Raw genomic sequence first — 18,287 nt, 5'->3', positions numbered from 1 at the left:
GCCGCCACCCCACGGCCCCACCGCACCACGGAAGGACCCTGCATGAGCACGACCAGGCACGCGGAGATCGCGGGTGCCGGCCTCGGCGGACTCGCGTTGGCGATCGCGCTCGCCCAGAAGGGATGGAGCGTCCGCGTCCATGAGCGGTCGGACGACCTGCGCATGTTCGGCGCCGGGATCTGGCTGTGGGAGAACGGGTTGCGCTCGCTCGAGGCCCTCGGCGTCGAGCAGACCGCCACGGCGAGGGCGAAGCGGATCGAGACCATGGTCGCCCGCGACCAGGACGGTCGGCCGTTGCTGCGTCGTTCCTTCGGCACGGAGGACCGGCTGATCCTCCCGCCGCGGGCCGATCTCTACGACGCGCTGATCGCCCGCGTCGGGGAGCTCGGCGTCGAGGTGGAGCTGCGGTCCACGGCCATCGGGATCACCCCGCGCGGCGAGCTGGAGATCGAGGACGGCAAGACGCTGCAGGCCGACCTCGTCGTCGCGGCCGACGGGGTGTTCTCCCGGCTGCGCGAGGCGCTCCTGCTGACCAGGCGGGTCGACTATCTCGACGAGGGCTACACGCGGCTGCTCATCCCGCGCCGCCCCGACGACCCGGACACCGAGGTCACCGAGTACTGGAGCGGGTCGCGCCGGCTGCTCTACGACCCCTGCACCGACGACGTGGACTACGTCTGCCTGTGCTGTCCCGTCGACGACGAGGCCGGCCGCCGCGTGCCCGTCGACAAGGAGTCCTGGCTCGCCTCCTTCCCGATGCTCGGCGGGATCATCGAGCGGATCGACGACTCGGGCCGTTGGGACCGCGCCATGCGGGTGACACCGCGGGCGTGGTCGCGTGGCGTCGCAGCGATCGTCGGCGACGCAGCCCACGGCCAGCCGCCCAACCTCGGACAGGGTGCGAACCTGACGTTCCAGAACTGCCTGGCCCTGGCCGAGTACCTGGAGCGTGACGCCGACGTAGCGACCGCGCTGGCCCGTTGGGAGCGGGAGGAGCGCCCACTCACCGACCACATCCAGCGCTGGACCGACCTCTACGGTCGGGTCGCGAGTGCGTGGCCGGACCGGTTCGCGCACCGGCGCAGCCAGGTCCTGGAGACGGTGACCAGGATTCCGTGGGTGGACCGGCAGCTGAACAAGGCGGCGCGACACCGGCCCTTCGGGGCCCGGTGAGGAGATGACGATGAGCGAGGACACCACAGGCACGCAGTACCTCCCGCGGCCGGAGAAGATCACGGCGGAGTACATGCGGGACGTGCTCGACGAGTACTACGCGAAGAAGTGGAACGCCAACCCCGACACGGTCGCGGCCGTCTCGTCGTGGCGGAACTGGCCGCTCGTGGTGCGGATGCCGGACCTCAAGCAGGACTTCACGGTCCTGATCGACGACGGCGTCGTCCAGAAAGTCAGTGTCGGGCTCCCGGAGCGGCCGCGCATCCTCACCGTGATGCTCGCGGACACCATGCAGCGCATCTACTACGACGAGACGACGTCGGCCATCGAGTCCATCTCCGGGCGGATCAAGATCCGGGGCAACGAGGTCGAGCGACGGCGCCTGCTCGCCGCGATCTCCTTTCTGACGTGGTGAGGAGGAGGACGTGACCGAGACACAGGCCCGTCCCACGGGCGTGGCGCCGCGGCTGGTCGGGACCTCCGTCCCGCGCAAGGAGGACCTGGCTCTGCTCACGGGCACCGCGCGGTTCGTCGACGATCTGCGGCTGCCCGGGATGGTGCACGCGCGGATCCTCCGCAGCGAGGTGGCCCATGCCCGGGTCCGCTCGATCGACACCGCGCCGGCGCTGGAGGTCCCCGGCGTCCTCGACGCCCTGGCCGGCGCCGAGCTCGTCGGCAAGGTCAAGCCGTGGGGCGACCTCATGCAGGACCTCCTGGTCGGCGACCACTTCCCGTTCGCCACGGACAAGGTCCTCTACCAGGGCCAGGAGCTCGCCGCGGTCGTCGCCGAGACGAAGTACCAGGCGTGGGACGGCTGCGAGGCCGTGCGCGTGGACCTGGACGAGCTGCCGGCGGTCGTCGACCCGGAGGAGGCGCTGGCGCCGGACGCGCCGCTCGTCCAGGAGCAGATCGTCTACGAGTTCGGCGAGGGAAACGTCTTCGACCGCTACAAGGTGCGCATCGGCGACTTCGGCGCCGCCGAGGCCGGGGCGGCCGTCGTCGTCCGGCAGCGGTTCGCCACCAACAAGCAGGCCGGTGCGGCCCTCGACCCGCACGGGTGCGTGGCCGACTACGACTCCTTCACCGGCGTGCTCACGCTGTACTCGTCCACCCAGTCGATCTACATGGTCCGGGACGTGCTCGCCGACGTCCTGCAGATCCCGCGGACGAAGGTCCGGGTCGTGGTGCCCGATGTCGGCGCGGGGTTCGGGTCGAAGGCGCAGATCTTCGGGCACGAGGTGATCGCCTCGCTCTTCTCCATGCGCCTGGGCCGCCCGGTCAAGCTCGTGCTCTCCCGCGGCGAGATCTTCCGGTCCGGCACCACCCGTAACGCCCAGGTCCGCTACGCCGAGCTGGCCATGGCCGCCGACGGCGAGATCACCGGCTACCGGGACTACGTCGTGCACAACACCGGGGCGATGTCGGTGTGGGGCAACCAGGTCGTGCACATCGGCACGAACGTCGGCATGCTGCCGTATCCCATCCCGAACATCCACGTCGACTCCGACATCGTGCACACCACGACCGCACCGGGGGGCCCGCTGCGCGGCTTCGGGATCCCGCAGGCGATCTGGGCCAAGGAGCAGCTCGTCGACATGGCCGCCCGCGAGCTGGGCCTCGATCCGCTCGCCGTGCGCGAGCGCAACGTGATCGACCCCGACGAGTTCCCCTTCCGGACGCCGATGGGACACGTGATCGACTCGACCTCGATCAAGCAGTGCCTGCAGGCGAGCGCCGAGGCCGTCGACTGGTCGGCTCCCCGCGCGCGGTACGAGGGCAAGGGCCTGGCGGTGTCGATGAAGTACACCAGCTGCCGGCACCCGTCCCTGGACACCGACCTCTCCGCCGTGCGGCTTCGCCTCGAGACCGACGGCACCGTCACGATCTACTCCAGCGACGTCAGCCACGGGCAGAGCCACGCGACCATGCTGGCGCAGATCGTCGCGGACGGGATCGGCGTCGGTATCGAGAAGGTCAGCCTCGCCCCGCCGGACAGCATGACGGCCCCGTTCGGGCTGGGCACCTACGCCTCGCGCGGGGCGGCGGTGCTGGGCACGGCGTGCCGGCTCGCCACCGAACGGCTGCGGGACAAGATCCTCGCGATCGCGGCGCACGTCCTGGAGGTCGGGCCCGAGGACCTCGACACCGGCCACGACCGCGTCTTCGTCAAGGGCCTGCCCGACAGCGGCATCTACCTGGAGATCATCGCGGCGACGGCCGCATACCGCACCCACCAGCTCCCGCCCGGCTTCGAGCCGACGTTGGAGACCGTCGCGACCTACGACACCCCGACGGAGCGTGAGGGCAGCGACGGGTCCGGCAACCTCAGCGTCACCTACTCCGGAGCGGCCCACGCCGCGCACGTCCGTGTCGACCCTGACACCGGCCGCGTCACCGTCGTCGACTACGCGATGGTCCACGACACCGGAACGGTGATCAACCCGCTCGTCGTCGAGGGCCAGCACCACGGCGGCTTCGCCATGGGGCTGGGGATGGCGCTGTCGGAGGACTACGTCTACGACGCGCAGGGCCGCCAGCTGAACGCCTCGTTCAAGGACTACCTGGCGGTGACCGCGCCCGACGTCCCCGAGCTGACCAAGACGGCGGAGATCCCCGCGCCCTCGACGATGATCCCGGGCGGGCAGAAGGGCGCGGGCGAGTCAGGAACCGGTCCCGTCCCCGCCGCGATCGGCAACGCCGTCTTCGACGCCACCGGGGTTCGGTTCACCGTCCTGCCGATCACACCGCAGCGCATGCTCGTCGCGTTGCGGGAGAAGGAGCGCCAGGGCGTCGAAACGCTGCGCTACCCCGACGACATGCCCGACTTCACCGGGCCCCGCCGTCACGCCGACTGGCCGTCGCCGGTCTCGGCGGGCGCCGACCTGGACTTCGACTTCGACTGGGAGGACGACGACTGATGCGGCCGTTCACCTGGCTCGCCCCCGACACCACGGAGGAGGCCGTCGCCCTGCTGCGCGAGCACGGCAGCGGAGCGCGTGTGATCGCGGGCGGCCAGAGCCTGCTGCTGGCGATGAAGGAGCGCACCGTCGGGCCGTCGCACCTGGTCTCGCTGGGCGGCATCACCGGGCTCGCCGGGGTCACGACCGAGCCGGACGGCGCGCTCGTCGTCGGCGCGGCCACGACCTACGCCGCGCTGACCCGAGCCGCGCTGCGCGGCTGGCACGGCGTGCTCTCCGACGTCGCGGGCGACCTCGCCGACCGTCCCGTCCGCAACCGGGGGACCATCGGCGGCGCGCTGTGCGCCGCCGACCCCCGCTTCGACGTGCCCGCGTTCGCCGTCGGGGTCGACGCGGTCCTGCGGATCAGCGGGGCCGGGGGCGACCGGACCCTCCCGGCGGGGGAGTTCCTGCTCGGCAACGGGCTCACCGCCATCGGCCAGGACGAGATCCTCACCGCAGTCGTGCTGCCGCCGCCGGCGACGTGGGACGCCGTGGTCTTCGAGAAGTTCCGCCACCGCGTGTTCGACGCCGCGATCGTCTCGGCGACCTGTGCCCTCCGCCGCGGCTCCGGCGCAACGCCGGCGGCGGTCCGGGTCACCGTCGCGGGGGCGACCGCCACCCCCGTCGTCCTCGCCGTCGACGCCGGGGCCACCGGCGCGCACGCCGGGGAGGTCGCGGCCGCGTCCGTCCTCCCCGACGCGACGGACGAACCCACGCGCTACCGCCGCGAGCTGGTCCGCACCCTGGTCCGCCGCACCGTCGACCGTGCCCGCACCCAGCAGGGAAGTGCCTGATGCAGAAGGTCTGCCTCACCGTCAACGGCCGCGAGGTCAGCGCCGAGATCGACGAGCGAACGCTGTTGCTCGAGTTCGTCCGCGACGTGGCCGGTCTGACCGGGACCCACAACGGCTGCCTGGAGGCGCGCTGCGGATGCTGCGTGATCGAGGTCGACGGTGATGTCGTCAAGTCCTGCAACGTCCTCGCCGTCCAGGTCGACGGCGCCGAGGTCACGACGATCGAGGGTCTCGCCCCACAGCGGCTCGCCCCCGTCGACCACATCACGACGCAGAGCCTCGCGGGGATGTACCGGCCGCTCGAGGCCGTCCGCGGGACGCCCGACGACCTGCACCCGGTGCAGGCGGCGTTCCATCGGTGCCACGCGGTGCAGTGCGGGTTCTGCACCCCGGGGATGGTCATGGTCCTCAAGGACTACCTGGAGGAGAACCCGGAGCCGACCCGCGACGACGTCCGCCGGGCGATCGCCGGCAACCTCTGCCGCTGCACCGGCTATCAGCACATCGTCGACGCCGCGATGGAGGCGGCCGCCGAGCTGCGCGGGGACCCGGCGCCGGAGGGTGCCGCGCACGGAGCGACGGCCGCTGCCGACGGTGGCTGAGCCCGCCGGCGGCGCTGACGACACCGCTCCCGCCGACGCCGTCGCCTCCCTCGTCGCGGCGCTCGGGGGCACCGGGTACGTCGCGGACCGTGAGCTCGCGCTCGTCCTGCACCTCGCGGAGGTCCTGGAGCTCCCGGTGCTCCTCGAGGGCGAGCCGGGCGTCGGGAAGACGGCTGTCGCCGAGGCGCTCGCGGCCGCGACGGGCGCGCGGCTGGTGCGGCTGCAGTGCTACGAGGGCCTCGCCGCCCACCACGCCCTCTACGAGTGGGACTACGCCCGCCAGCTGCTGGCCATCCGCATGGCCGAGGCGCGTGGGCCGGTCGGGGAGGAGCTGCGCGCGGAGGTGTTCTCCCCGGACTTCCTGCTGCGCCGGCCTCTGCTGGAGGCGATCGACCCGCAGGACGACCGACCCGTCGTCCTGCTCGTCGACGAGGTCGACCGGGCCGACCAGGAGTTCGAGGCCCTGCTGCTGGAGGTGCTCGGACAGTTCCAGGTGACCGTCCCCGAGCTCGGCACGATCGTCGCGACGCGCAGGCCCCGCGTCGTGCTCACCGCCAACCGCACCCGCGCCCTGTCCGACGCGCTGCGCCGGCGCTGCCTCTACCACTGGCTGCCCTACCCCACGACCGACCGCGAGGTGCGGATCGTGGAGGCCCTCGTCCCCGGGGCGTCCAAGGAACTGGTCCGGCGCGCGTGCGCGCTGGTCGCGCAGGTCCGGGCGAGCGGCTACCGCAAGACGCCCGGGGTGTCCGAGACCGTCGACTGGGTCCGGGCGCTGACCGCGCTCGACGGTTCCCTCGACGCCGACACCGTCCACGGCACGGCCGGCTGCCTCGTCAAGGACGCAGCGGACCTCGCGCGGTTCCGTGCAGGCGACGGCGCGCGCCTGCTGCGCGCGGTGGGCGGCGGGTGAGCGGCGAGGCGTCGCGACCGGGAGGGCGCGGCGGAGCGCGGCACAGCGTCGCGCGCGCCCGCGACGCCCGCCGCCGGCGCACCGGTCGGCTCGCCGACGACATCGTGATCTTCGCAGAGCTGCTGCGTTCCTGTGGCGCCGCCGTCCCCGGCGGGGCGCCCGCCCGGGCCGTCCGCGCGCTCGGTGAGGTCGCCCTGGACCGCCGGGAGGACGTGCAGGCGGCGATGCGGGCCACGCTGGTCTCCGATCGGCCGTCGACCCGGCTCTTCGACCTGGTCTTCCCGGTCTTCTGGAGCCGTGCCGACGTCGCCGTCACCGCCGCGGACCCCGTGGCGGGGGACACGTCCACCTCGCCCGCCGAGGGCGGCGCCGCCGAGGACGGGGACAGCGGCGGGGACGCGGGCCGGCAGGGGGACCGCCGGGTGCCCCGACCGACCGCGAGCCTGCGACGTGGGGAACCGATGCCGGTCACCGCGGTGGACGACGACGACGTCGACACGGAGGTCCGCCGCATGGTGCGGGCCCTCGCCCGCGCACCCGGCCGGCGACGCCGCACCGCGCCGGCGGGGGACCTGCTCGACCTGCGCGCCAGCCTTCGCCACGGGCTGCGCTCCGGCGAGCTCGTCGAGCTGCTGCACACCCGGCCGCGGCCCGCCCGAGCCGAGGTCGCCGTGCTGTGCGACGTCAGCTCGTCGATGGCCGGTGTCACCGGCCTGTTCCTCACCGTCACACACGCGCTCGCGCGGCACGCGCGGCTCGTCGAGGCCGGCGTCTTCCACGTCGAGCTCACCCTGGTCGGCGCCGAGCTGCGGCGCCACCCGCGACAGGTCGCCGTCCGCAGGCTCGCCGCCCGGGCGGGCGCGCTGTCCGGCGGCACCCGGATCGGCCACTGCCTGCGGGAGTTCGTCGACGCCGTCGAGCCGGGGCTCACCCCGCGGACGGTCGCGTTCGTGCTGTCCGACGGTTGGGACGTCGGTGAGCCCGACCTCCTCGCCGCCCAGCTGCGCCGGCTGCGCGAGCGCGTCGGGCGGGTCGTCTGGTGTGACCCGCACGCCGCCGCCACCGGCTTCGATCCCCAGGTCCGCGGGCTGCGCGCCGCGCTGCCCCACGTCGACGACCACCTCGACCTCTCCGGCACCGCCGCCCTGCGCGGCGTCGCCGACCACCTCGAACGACACCATCGCAACCCCGGAGGAGCCCATGACCGTTCGTGAGGAGCTCGTCGTCCCCGGCGGGCCGCCCGCCGTCTCGCACTACACCGACGCCGTCCGCTTCGGCGACCTGCTCCACGTCTCGGGGATGGTCGCCCTCACACCCGACGGCGAGGTCGTCGGCAAGGGGGACGTCACGGCACAGGCCCGGTACGTCCACGAGCTGCTGGGCAGGACGTTCGGCCTGGTCGGGGCGTCGTTCGCCGACGTACTGAAGGTCACCGTCTACCTGACGGACATCGACGACCGCCAGGCCGTCAACGAGGTTCGCAAGGAGTTCTTCGGCGCCGCGAAGCCGGCGTCGACGCTGGTGCAGGTGTCCGCGCTGGTCCTGCCCGAGCTGCTCGTCGAGATCGAGGCCGTCGTCGGGATCCCGTCGTGACGGCGTTCCGCCGGCTGGGCCCGGCAGGTTCCGAACGTCCGGTCGTCGAGATCGACGGCACCGTCTTCGACCTCACACCGCTGACCGCCGACATCGACGGCGCCTTCCTCGCCGCGGACGGCCTCACCCGGGCAGCGGAGGAGGCTCGTGCGGGTCGGCTCCCCGTCGTCGATCCCGCCGGTCTGCGGATCGGCCCGCCGGTCGCGCGACCGCAGGCGATCCTGTGCATCGGGCAGAACTACGCCGCTCACGCGGCCGAGTCCGGCAGCCCGGTCCCCGAGCAGCCGATCCTGTTCCTCAAGCACCCCAACACCCTCGTCGGACCGGACGACGACGTCGTGCTGCCGGCGGGCTCGACCCGTGGCGACTGGGAGGTCGAGCTGGCCGTCGTCATCGGGTCACGGGCCGCGAACTGTGTCACCGACGAGGACGCGCTCTCCCACGTCGCCGGGTACGTCGTCGCGAACGACGTCTCGGAGCGCGAGTACCAGTTCGATCTCTCAGGGGGCCAGTGGTCGACGGGCAAGACGTTCCCGACGTTCTGTCCGCTCGGTCCCGACCTCGTACCGGCCGCGGAGGTCGAGCCGCAGGCGCTGCGGTTGCGATCCTGGGTGAACGGCGAGCCACGCCAGGACTCGTCGACGAAGGACATGGTCTTCCCGGTGGCAGCTCTCGTCCGGGTGCTGTCCCACCGGCTGGTGCTCGAGCCGGGTGACCTCGTACTGACCGGGACGCCCGAGGGCGTTGCCCTCTCGGGTCGCTTTCCGCATCTGCGCCGCGGGGACGTCGTCGAGATGGAGATCGACGGTCTCGGTCGTCAGCGACAGAACGTCCGCTGACACGGCGAGTCCGGCCGTCGAGGGCCGAGGAGAGGATCCGGGCCGCAGAGGGCCCACCCGGTGCCGCCGGGCGACGCTGACGCGGCCGCCACCGGGGGACGTGCGAACGGACGCTAGTGGTCCTCGTGCTCCGCGGCGGCCTCGTGGGCGCGCTTGCGGGAGGCGAGGATCTCGGACTCGGCGTCGGCGCGGCCGACCCACGTCGCGCCCTCGACGCTCTTGCCCGGCTCCAGCGTCTTGTAGATCTCGAAGAAGTGCTGGATCTCCGCCCGGTCGAACTCGGGCAGGTGGTGGATGTCGCGCAGGTGCTCCTGGCGCGGGTCGTCGGCCGGGACGCAGAGGACCTTGTCGTCGCCGCCCTTCTCGTCCTTCATCCGGAACATGCCGATGGCGCGCGAGCGGATCAGGCAGCCCGGGAACGTCGGCTCCTGGACGAGGACCAGCGCGTCGAGGGGGTCGCCGTCCTCCCCGAGGGTGTCCTCGATGAATCCGTAGTCGGCCGGGTACTGGGTCGCGGTGAAGAGCGTCCGGTCGAGGCGGATGCGTCCCGTCTCGTGGTCCACCTCGTACTTGTTCCGGCCGCCCTTGGGGATCTCGATGGTGACGTCGAAGTCCACGGTTCGTTGCTCCTGATGGGTCGGTGGCGGCTGTCGGGAGCCGACGCCGGTCGGGCGACCGGCCCCGGCGCCTACCTCTAGTGTGGGGGACCGCCCGACGGTGTGGGCCCTCCGGGGGTGCGGGTCACGCCCGTGAGAGAGGTCGCAGGCAGGAGGAACGGGTGGGTTTCGGACGTCGGATCGGCGACACGTTCCGAGTCCCGGGTCGTGGGCTGCGCCGCGGCGTCGCGGTGCTCACTGTTCTCGTGACGGCCGCGGCGATCGGTTCGGCGGTCGCGCTGTCGGCTCCCCAGCTGCTCGGCTCGTCGGCCGCGGACGCCCCGGCGATCCCGGTCCCGGTGCCCGCGCTGGGGCCGCTCCCGGCCGACGCGCCGCTGCCGACGGCCGCCGGCCTGACCGCCGCGCTGCAGCCCGTCACCGGGACCAGCGCGCTCGGGACGTTCGGCGGTGCCGTCGTCGACCCCTCGACGGGGTCGCAGCTGTGGCAGCGCGCCGTCGACCAGCCGCTGGCCCCGGGATCGACGGCCAAGCTGCTCACCTCCGCCGCCGCGCTGCTGACGCTCGCGGGGACCGATCACCTCTACACGAAGGTCGTCCAGGGCCCGACGCCCGGCTCGGTCGTGATCGTCGGCGGCGGTGACCCCTCGCTGACCGACCTGCCCCCCGGCAAGGACTCCGTTTACCCCGATGCCCCGCGGCTGGCCGATCTCGCCGCCGCGGTCGAGAAGTCGATGGGGAACCAGAAGATCACCTCCGTGATCGTCGACACCAGCCGCTACACGGGGCCGACGTTCGCGCAGGGGTGGGACCGGGCCGACATCGCGGGCGGCGACATCACGCCCATCGAGCCACTGATGCTCGACGGCGGGCGCATCGACCCCACCGCGCAGGACGGTGCCCGCGTCGCCGACCCGGCAGGTGCGGCGGGCCAGGCGTTCGCGAAGGAGCTGGGGCTCGACCCGTCGGTGGTCAGCTCGGGCACCGCGCCGCCGAACGCGCAGGTACTGGGCACGGTGTCGTCCGCGTCGATCTCCGACCTGATCGAGTACATGCTCGAGGCGTCCGACAACGTGACGGCCGAGATCCTCGCGCGCGAGGTCGCGATCGCCCGTGGCGGGGAGCCGTCGTTCACCGGCGGCGCGGCGCAGGTGCTGGCCGCATTGAGCCAGGCCCGGATCGACCCGTCGGGCGCGGTGCTGGTCGACGGCAGCGGGCTCTCGACGGTCGACCGCATCCCGCCGCGACTGCTCACCGGCATCCTCGCGGCCGCCGCCGCGCCGCCGCAGGGTCCCGACGACACCGACTTCCTGCGGCCGATCCTCGCCGGCCTGCCCGTCGCGGGCGGCGACGGGACGCTGGAGGACCGCTTCGGCACCGGGACGTCCGCGGCCGGGCGCGGGGTGGTGCGCGCGAAGACGGGCACGCTGACGGGTGTGAGCAGCCTCGCGGGCGTCGTCACCGACGCCGACGGCAGGCTGCTGGTGTTCGCGTTCATGTCCAACGGCCCCAGCCCCGCCGACGTCCGGCCCCGCCCCGACGCGATCGCGGCGGAGTTGAGCCGCTGCGGCTGCCGCTGACGGCCCGGCCCCCGAGCCGACTACGCCGACCCACGAGGTAGGACGCCGGCCCACGAGGCAGATGGAGTGCCGTTCGGGGTGCGGCCGGACCGCCCCGGGTGCGTAGCCTCGGGTAGGTGCCGTCCGCTCCGACCCAGACCCCTGTGCCCGCCCCGTCCGGCCTGCCCGTCAACTGGGACCTGGCCAAGCGCACCGCCGGCCGACTGATGGGCCCGGGCCCGCAGGCGTCCCGCGCCGAGGCCCGCGAGCTGGTCGTCCGGCTGCGGGCCGACGCGGCCGTCGCCGAGGGGCACGTCCGCCAGGTCACCGGCTTGGGCGCGGGCCTTCCGCTGTTGCCCGCCGACGTCGTCGACCGGCCGGCGTGGGCCGCGGCGGCCGTCGACGGCATGGCCGCGCTGACCGCGGGCGCGTCGCTGCCCCGCACGGCCCGGGTCGCCCGTGCCGTCACCGGGACGACGGCCGGCCTGCAGGTCGGGTCGGTGCTCGCGTACCTGGGCGGGCGGGTGCTCGGCCAGTACGACCCCTTCGGCGGCCCCGACGGCGCGGGCCGGCTGCTGCTGGTCGCGCCCAACGTGCACGCGGCCCGGCAGTCGCTCGACGTCCCGGCCGCCGAGTTCGGCCTGTGGGTCTGCCTGCACGAGGCAACGCACAGGCTGCAGTTCACCGCCGTCCCGTGGCTGCGCGACCACTTCGCGGGACAGGTCGGCAAGTTCCTCTCGTTGGCCGACACCGACGGCAGCGACGTCCTGTCGCGGCTGCCGGAGGTCGCGAGGCGCATGCGGGAGACGAAGGGCGACGCGCTGGCCGTCGTCGAGCTGCTGCAGGGCCCGGAGCAGCGCGAGGTGCTCGACGGCCTGCTCGCGCTGACGACGTTGCTGGAGGGCCACGCCGACCACGTGATGGACGCCGTCGGCCCGTCGGTGGTGCCGAGCGTCGCAACGATCCGTGAGCGGTTCACCGTCCGGCGCCGCGGCGGCGGACTGCTCGACCGGCTGCTCCGTGCGCTGCTGGGCGTCGAGGCGAAGATGAAGCAGTACGCGGTCGGGGCGGCGTTCACGTCGTACGTGGTGCTGGCGGTGGGGATGGACGGGTTCAACCGGGTGTGGGAGTCCCCCGAGACGTTGCCCACGCGGGCCGAGCTGGCCGAGCCGGCGGCGTGGCTGCGCCGGATGGGCTGAGCGGCGCGCGGTGACGACGACCCGGGCGGGGAGCGCCGTGGCGTCGCTGCGGCTCGCGGTCCGGCGCGCGCTCGTGGCACTGCCCGCGCCGGTGCGGGAGGCGCCCGTCGTCGTCGGCTGCTCCGGGGGTGCCGACTCGCTCGCCCTGACCCTGGCCGCCGCCGCCGAGCTGCCCGGACGGGTCACGGCGGCGATCGTCGACCACGGGCTGCAGGAGGGCTCCGCCGCCCGGTCGGCCGCGCTGGCCGCCGATCTCGGCGCGCGGGGCGTCCCGGCCGGGGTGCACCCGGTCGTCGTCGGCGGACCGGGCGGGTTGGAGGCGGCGGCCCGGCGCGCCCGGTACGCCGCGCTGCTGGCCGCACGCCCGGCTCCCGACTGCCCGGTGCTGCTCGGGCACACCCTCGACGACCAGGCCGAGACCGTCCTGCTCGGGCTCGGCCGCGGTTCGGGGCCGCGCTCGATCGCCGGGATGCGGCCGTGGGACCCGCCGTGGGCGCGGCCGCTGCTCGGCGTCCGGCGTGCGACGACCCGGGCCGCGTGCGCGGAGCTGGGCGCGACCGCGTGGGACGACCCGCACAACGACGACCCCCGCTTCACCCGCGTGCGGCTGCGCCGGGAGGTGCTGCCGCTGCTTGAGGACGTGCTCGCGGGCGGGGTCGCGGAGGCGCTGGTCCGCACGGCCGCGCAGCTGCGCGAGGACGGCGATGTGCTCGACGCACTGGCCGGCGAGCTGCTGGCTGCGGCCCGGCTCCCCGAGGGGGGCCTGCGGGCCGCGACACTCAGCCCGGCACCGCAGGCCGTGCGCCGCCGAGCCCTCCGGGAATGGCTCCTGACCAGCGGTGTGAGAGATCTCACCGACCTCCACCTGCGCGCCGTGGACGATCTCGTCGGACGCTGGCGCGGTCAGGGCGGCGTCGCCCTCCCGGGCGGTTTGGACCTGGTCCGCCGAGATGGCAGGCTCTCCCTGCATCGGGCCGAGCCACCGCCGGTGGGCTGAGCCCGCGGAGGTACGTCCCGGGGACACGACCGCACGAACGTCGGGCCGACGAGCCCGGACCGAGGAGGCCCACCCCGTGTACGACGACGGCGACATCGCGTCCGTCCTGGTCACCGAGCAGCAGATCCGCGACAAGATCGCCGAGCTCGCCGAGCTCGTGGGGCGGGACTACGCCGATCGTCCGCGGGGGCGGGAGACCGATCTCCTGCTGGTCGGCGTCCTCAAGGGCGCCGTGATGTTCATGACCGACTTCGCGCGGGCGATGCCGCTGCCGGTGCAGCTGGAGTTCATGGCCGTCAGCTCGTACGGCTCGTCGACGTCGTCGTCGGGTGTCGTGCGCATCCTCAAGGACCTCGACCGCGACATCGCCGGCCGCGACGTGCTCATCGTCGAGGACATCATCGACTCCGGGCTGACCCTGTCGTGGCTGCTCAAGAACCTGGAGTCACGGCGTCCGGCGTCGCTCGAGGTGTGCACGCTGCTGCGCAAGCCCGACGCGGTCAAGGTCGACGTGCCGGTCAAGTACGTCGGGTTCGACATCCCCAACGAGTTCGTCGTGGGCTACGGGCTCGACTACGGCGAGCGCTACCGCGACCTGCCGTTCATCGGGACGCTCGCACCCGAGGTCTACGCCTGACGGTGGGCGCCCGTCCGGCTCGGCTCAGCCGCCGAGCGGCGGGCCCGCCGGCACCGCCACGGCCGTCGCGGGGACGCCGGGCGGGCTCTGGGTGAACGCCCGCGTCCCCGGCACCAGCGCGATCGGGCCCAGCCCGCCGTACTCGTTCGCGTAGGCCAGCGCCCTGGCCAGGTCGGCCACCCCGTTGCTGACGGGCAGGGGTGCGAGGTTCAGCGTCGACAGCACGGCGACGGCGCCGCCGTCCGCGTCGAGGTAGCCCGACCCGGAGTCACCGGGGACGCCGGGGCTCGTCGTGTAGACCTCGTGGCCCCAGCCGCCGTTGGTGTCGCCCGCGCTCACGCCGCCCTTGGGGCTCAGCGCGCTGATGCCGCCGCGCAGCGGGGAGTTGCCGTAGGTGAACGTCTGCGCGCCCTCGGGCAGCCCCGCCGAGGAGACACCGGTCGGGCCGCCGAAGAACGGCATCGTCGGGTTGACCGACGCGACGTCGGCCGGGTCGATCGCGACGAGCGCGAAGTCGTTGGCCCCGCACGCACCCCGGTCGGTCTCGCCGCGTGCCTGCATGGCCGACCACGAGCTGTAGGCCAGCACGCCCTTGCGGGTCGCGCCCGTGATGTCGACCTCGGTGCCCAGCGGCAGCAACGTCGAGGTGCACCCGTCGGTGTCGGTGGCCTTGCCGGTGGCGCTGCAGTGCGCGGCCTGCCCGAGGTAGGTGCGTCCGCCCGCGGTGAACACGAAGTTCGACGTGCACTGGCCGCCGCCCGTCGTCGTGGTGAGGACGCCGGGGTGGATGGCCGCGCTCTGCTCGGGCGCCCAGGCCGGGGCCGCCGGGGCCGCGGGGGCGACGGCCGCCGCGGGGCGCGCGGGCTGCGCCGTGGCCGTCGCGGGCAGCACCAGTGCCGTCACGGTCGCCGCTGCGGTGAGCACCGCCGCCGTGACCGCCCCGCGCAGCTTGTTCCCGGACCCTCGACGCATGCGTTCCCCCCGCGGAACGAGGTGGGTCGACGCCCCCTCGCGTGTCGTGCTCGTCGGCTGCCCAACGACCGTCGGCAGCCCCGGGATACCCCTTGCCGGACGATCCTTCCCGGGGCCGCCGGCGGGAACACCGGCGGGGTGGTGTTCGTTGCCCGGGCACGTACCGGTGGTGCTCCGTCCGCGGGGCGCTGCCGCACGCGCACCGATGCCGGTGAGCAGCGGTGCCGCGGTCGGCCCGACGGGCAGCTATCCTGGCTGATCCGGGGCCGGTGCGAGTCCGACAGACTGCTCGGGGCGAGTGTCGGACGCCGCCGGGAAAATCGTCCAGGGAGGGTGAAGGCCGCGAGGCCGATGCTGCATGGATCGCAAGCGCCTGCTCCGCAACCCGTTGATCTGGGTCCTCGTCGTGATCCTGGTCTACTTCGCCTTCTCCACGCTGTTCGACGACACCCGCGGGTACACGCAGGAGCCGACGTCCACCGCGATCGCGCAGATCACCAGCGGCAACGTGAAGGACGCGGTGATCGAGGACAAGGAGCAGCGGCTCCGGCTCACGCTGGCCACCCCGCTGCCCGGCACCTCGACCACGCAGATCATCACCCAGTACCCCGCGGCGTCGTCGGGCGCGATCTTCGACGCGCTGCGCCAGGCGGGCAACAACCCGAGCTACAACACGATCGTCCGTCAGGACTCGTTCCTGATGTCCATGCTGATCTACCTGATCCCGCTGGGCCTGGTGCTGCTCATCCTGTTCTGGATGATGAACAACGCCCAGGGCGGCGGGAACCGGGTGATGTCGTTCGGCAAGTCCCGGGCCAAGCAGCTCAACAAGGACATGCCGAAGACCACCTTCGGTGACGTCGCGGGCGCCGACGAGGCCGTCGAAGAGCTCTACGAGATCAAGGACTTCCTGCAGAACCCGGGCCGGTACCAGGCGCTGGGCGCGAAGATCCCCAAGGGCGTGCTGCTCTACGGCCCGCCCGGCACCGGCAAGACACTGCTGGCGCGCGCGGTCGCGGGCGAGGCGGGCGTGCCGTTCTACACGATCTCGGGCTCCGACTTCGTCGAGATGTTCGTCGGTGTCGGCGCGTCCCGGGTGCGCGACCTGTTCGAGCAGGCCAAGCAGAACAGCCCCTGCATCATCTTCGTCGACGAGATCGACGCGGTCGGCCGCCAGCGCGGCGCGGGCCTCGGCGGCGGGCACGACGAGCGTGAGCAGACGCTCAACCAGCTGCTCGTCGAGATGGACGGGTTCGACGCGCGCGGCGGCATCATCCTGATCGCCGCGACCAACCGCCCCGACATCCTCGACCCGGCGCTGCTGCGGCCCGGCCGCTTCGACCGGCAGATCCCCGTCGGCGCGCCCGACCTCGCGGGGCGCCGCGCGATCCTGGCCGTGCACTCGAAGGGCAAGCCGTTCGCCAACGACGTCGACTTCGACGGGCTGGCCAAGCGCACCGTGGGCATGTCGGGCGCGGATCTGGCCAACGTCATCAACGAGGCGGCGCTGCTCACCGCGCGCGAGAACGGCACGCTGATCAACGGTGCCGCGCTCGAGGAGTCGGTCGACCGCGTCGTCGGCGGCCCGCGGCGCAAGGGCAAGATCATCTCCGAGCAGGAGAAGAAGATCACCGCCTACCACGAGGGCGGGCACGCGCTCGCCGCGTGGGCGATGCCCGACCTGGAGCCGGTCTACAAGCTCACGATCCTGCCGCGCGGGCGCACCGGCGGGCACGCGCTCGTCGTCCCCGAGGACGACAAGGGCCTCATGACCCGCTCGGAGATGATCGGCCGCCTGGTCTTCGCGATGGGCGGGCGCAGCGCCGAGGAGCTCGTCTTCCACGAGCCGACGACGGGCGCGTCCTCCGACATCGACCAGGCCACCAAGATCGCCCGCGCGATGGTCACCGAGTACGGCATGAGCGCCCGGCTCGGCGCCGTCCGGTACGGCCGCGAGCAGGGCGACCCGTTCCTCGGCCGCTCGATGGGCAACCAGGCCGACTACTCGCTCGAGGTCGCCCACGAGATCGACGAGGAGGTGCGCAAGCTCATCGAGGCCGCGCACAACGAGGCGTGGGAGATCCTCAACACCTACCGCGACGTCCTCGACGACCTCGTCTTCGAGCTCCTGGAGAAGGAGACGCTCACCCGCAAGGACCTCGAGCGGATCTTCGACCGGGTCGAGAAGCGGCCGCGGATCACGGCGTTCAACGACTTCGGCGGCCGCACGCCGTCGGACAAGCCGCCGATCCAGACACCTGCCGAGCGCGCCCGCGAGCGTGGCGAGCCCTGGCCGCCCGACACCCGGCCCGCGCTGGAGCCGGCCCCGGTCGGCTCGTACCCCGGTGGCGGCAACGGCGTTCCCGCGCCGGGCCCGAACGGCGGTCCTCCCGGCAACCAGCCGCCCTACCCGGGCGGCGGCTTCCCGCAGGCCCAGCAGGGCTGGCAGGACCGGTCGACGCACCAGGTGCCGCTGCGGCCCGGTCAGGCGGCTGTCGCGGGACACCACCCGCCGCGGTCGTCGCAGTCGAACCCCGGGCAGCCGAACGCGGTGCCGCCCAACTACGGCGCGCCGCCGGACTGGCGTCCGGCCACCACCCCGGCCGGGCAGAGCTGGCCGCCCCCGGAGTGGCAGCCCGGCCCCGACGCGCCGGCCACCGGTCCCGCCACGGGCCCTATCGCGGGCGGGACGCCCGTCACCGGCAACGGGCACGGACCGGACCACCAGGCGGCCGGCGGGCATCCCGCCGAGGGCGGCGGCAACGGCACGGCGCCGCGCGACGGGTCCGACGAGCGTCCCGGGCAGGGGGCCTGATCGTGAGCTCCGCTTCCGCGGCCGCCCCGACCTCCTCCGTCAACGGGCACCGCGGCGTCGACCGCGCGCGCGCCGAGGCGGCGGTGCGCGAGCTGCTCATCGCCATCGGTGAGGACCCCGACCGGGAGGGCCTGCGCGACACCCCGGCCCGGGTCGCGCGCGCCTACGAGGAGATCTTCGCCGGGCTGTACACCGACGCCGACGCCGTGCTCGACAGGACGTTCGACGAGCAGCACCAGGAGCTCATCCTCGTCAAGGACATCCCGATGTTCTCGACGTGCGAGCACCACCTCGTGCCGTTCCACGGCGTCGCGCACGTGGGGTACATCCCCAACGTCACCGGTCGCGTCACGGGCCTGTCGAAGATCGCCCGCGTCGTCGAGAACTACGCGCGCCGCCCGCAGGTGCAGGAGCGGCTCACCGGGCAGGTGGCCGACGCGCTCGTGCGCAAGCTCGAGCCGCGCGGGGTCATCGTCGTGATCGACGCCGAGCACCTCTGCATGGCGATGCGCGGCGTGCGCAAACCGGGCTCGCGCACGACGACGTCGGCGGTGCGCGGCCTGTTCTCGACGTCGTCGACGTCGCGGGCCGAGGCGATGTCGCTGATCCGGAGCGGCTGA

General features: G+C 73.5%; 17 protein-coding genes. 15 read left to right on the top strand and 2 right to left on the bottom strand.

Features of this window, described 5'->3' with window-relative positions:
- Positions 1 to 42 precede the first annotated feature (42 nt).
- The 9 genes from PSD17_RS08970 to PSD17_RS08930 are packed head-to-tail and all read left to right on the top strand — an operon-like array spanning position 43 to position 8,874.
- Complete coding sequence (locus tag PSD17_RS08970; protein WP_103382262.1) at positions 43 to 1,173, top strand: FAD-dependent oxidoreductase; 1,131 nt, start codon at positions 43 to 45, stop codon at positions 1,171 to 1,173.
- Positions 1,174 to 1,183: 10 nt separating this feature from the next.
- A complete protein-coding gene (locus tag PSD17_RS08965; RefSeq protein ID WP_013678133.1) occupies positions 1,184 to 1,588 on the top strand; it encodes a hypothetical protein in 405 nt (134 codons plus the stop codon).
- 10 nt (positions 1,589 to 1,598) lie between these two features.
- The gene (locus tag PSD17_RS08960; RefSeq protein ID WP_339122360.1) at positions 1,599 to 4,091 is read left to right on the top strand and encodes a xanthine dehydrogenase family protein molybdopterin-binding subunit; all 2,493 of its coding nucleotides are present in this window, start codon (positions 1,599 to 1,601) and stop codon (positions 4,089 to 4,091) included.
- Complete coding sequence (locus PSD17_RS08955; protein WP_013678131.1) at positions 4,091 to 4,927, top strand: FAD binding domain-containing protein; 837 nt, start codon at positions 4,091 to 4,093, stop codon at positions 4,925 to 4,927. The genes PSD17_RS08960 and PSD17_RS08955 overlap by 1 nt, the downstream gene beginning before the upstream one ends.
- Complete coding sequence (locus tag PSD17_RS08950) at positions 4,927 to 5,529, top strand: (2Fe-2S)-binding protein (protein WP_013678130.1); 603 nt, start codon at positions 4,927 to 4,929, stop codon at positions 5,527 to 5,529. Before PSD17_RS08955 ends, PSD17_RS08950 begins: the two co-directional genes overlap by 1 nt.
- Complete coding sequence (locus tag PSD17_RS08945; protein ID WP_339122359.1) at positions 5,522 to 6,442, top strand: AAA family ATPase; 921 nt, start codon at positions 5,522 to 5,524, stop codon at positions 6,440 to 6,442. The genes PSD17_RS08950 and PSD17_RS08945 overlap by 8 nt, the downstream gene beginning before the upstream one ends.
- Positions 6,439 to 7,656 carry a vWA domain-containing protein gene (locus PSD17_RS08940; RefSeq protein WP_339122358.1) on the top strand — a complete coding sequence of 406 codons (1,218 nt, stop codon included), beginning with the start codon at positions 6,439 to 6,441 and terminating at the stop codon, positions 7,654 to 7,656. Before PSD17_RS08945 ends, PSD17_RS08940 begins: the two co-directional genes overlap by 4 nt.
- Positions 7,643 to 8,035, top strand: coding sequence for a RidA family protein (locus PSD17_RS08935; RefSeq protein ID WP_013678127.1), 393 nt, complete (start codon positions 7,643 to 7,645; stop codon positions 8,033 to 8,035). Before PSD17_RS08940 ends, PSD17_RS08935 begins: the two co-directional genes overlap by 14 nt.
- Positions 8,032 to 8,874, top strand: coding sequence for a fumarylacetoacetate hydrolase family protein (locus PSD17_RS08930; protein ID WP_013678126.1), 843 nt, complete (start codon positions 8,032 to 8,034; stop codon positions 8,872 to 8,874). Before PSD17_RS08935 ends, PSD17_RS08930 begins: the two co-directional genes overlap by 4 nt.
- A 113-nt stretch (positions 8,875 to 8,987) precedes the next feature.
- Here the strand turns inward: PSD17_RS08930 and PSD17_RS08925 are convergent, their stop codons facing one another.
- The gene (locus PSD17_RS08925; RefSeq protein WP_013678125.1) at positions 8,988 to 9,491 is read right to left on the bottom strand and encodes an inorganic diphosphatase; all 504 of its coding nucleotides are present in this window, start codon (positions 9,489 to 9,491) and stop codon (positions 8,988 to 8,990) included.
- A 161-nt stretch (positions 9,492 to 9,652) separates the two neighbouring features.
- Between PSD17_RS08925 and dacB the strand changes: the two genes are divergently transcribed.
- The 4 genes from dacB to hpt all read left to right on the top strand — a co-directional run bounded on the left by dacB (position 9,653) and on the right by hpt (position 13,880).
- Positions 9,653 to 11,068: a D-alanyl-D-alanine carboxypeptidase/D-alanyl-D-alanine endopeptidase gene (gene dacB, locus PSD17_RS08920; RefSeq protein WP_339122357.1), complete on the top strand. Its 1,416-nt coding sequence runs from the start codon at positions 9,653 to 9,655 to the stop codon at positions 11,066 to 11,068.
- A 116-nt stretch (positions 11,069 to 11,184) separates the two neighbouring features.
- Complete coding sequence (locus PSD17_RS08915; RefSeq protein WP_339122356.1) at positions 11,185 to 12,246, top strand: zinc-dependent metalloprotease; 1,062 nt, start codon at positions 11,185 to 11,187, stop codon at positions 12,244 to 12,246.
- A gap of 10 nt (positions 12,247 to 12,256) precedes the next feature.
- On the top strand, positions 12,257 to 13,243 hold the full coding sequence (gene tilS, locus PSD17_RS08910; protein ID WP_339122355.1) for a tRNA lysidine(34) synthetase TilS: 987 nt from the start codon (positions 12,257 to 12,259) through the stop codon (positions 13,241 to 13,243).
- 76 nt (positions 13,244 to 13,319) lie between these two features.
- Positions 13,320 to 13,880, top strand: coding sequence for a hypoxanthine phosphoribosyltransferase (hpt, locus tag PSD17_RS08905; protein ID WP_013678121.1), 561 nt, complete (start codon positions 13,320 to 13,322; stop codon positions 13,878 to 13,880).
- Between the two features lie 24 nt (positions 13,881 to 13,904).
- Here the strand turns inward: hpt and PSD17_RS08900 are convergent, their stop codons facing one another.
- A complete protein-coding gene (locus PSD17_RS08900) occupies positions 13,905 to 14,852 on the bottom strand; it encodes a serine protease (protein WP_339122354.1) in 948 nt (315 codons plus the stop codon).
- 358 nt (positions 14,853 to 15,210) lie between these two features.
- Between PSD17_RS08900 and ftsH the strand changes: the two genes are divergently transcribed.
- Together ftsH and folE are read left to right on the top strand one after the other, a co-directional pair.
- Positions 15,211 to 17,667, top strand: coding sequence for an ATP-dependent zinc metalloprotease FtsH (gene ftsH, locus PSD17_RS08895; RefSeq protein ID WP_013678119.1), 2,457 nt, complete (start codon positions 15,211 to 15,213; stop codon positions 17,665 to 17,667).
- A 2-nt stretch (positions 17,668 to 17,669) separates the two neighbouring features.
- Positions 17,670 to 18,287 (top strand): GTP cyclohydrolase I FolE, encoded by a 618-nt coding sequence (folE, locus tag PSD17_RS08890; protein ID WP_013678118.1) that lies wholly within the window; start codon positions 17,670 to 17,672, stop codon positions 18,285 to 18,287.

This window comes from Pseudonocardia sp. D17, assembly GCF_036984265.1.
GTDB lineage: Bacteria > Actinomycetota > Actinomycetes > Mycobacteriales > Pseudonocardiaceae > Pseudonocardia > Pseudonocardia benzenivorans.
Note: the sequence above shows the minus strand (reverse complement) of the source record. Positions and strands in the feature narration are given on the sequence as shown.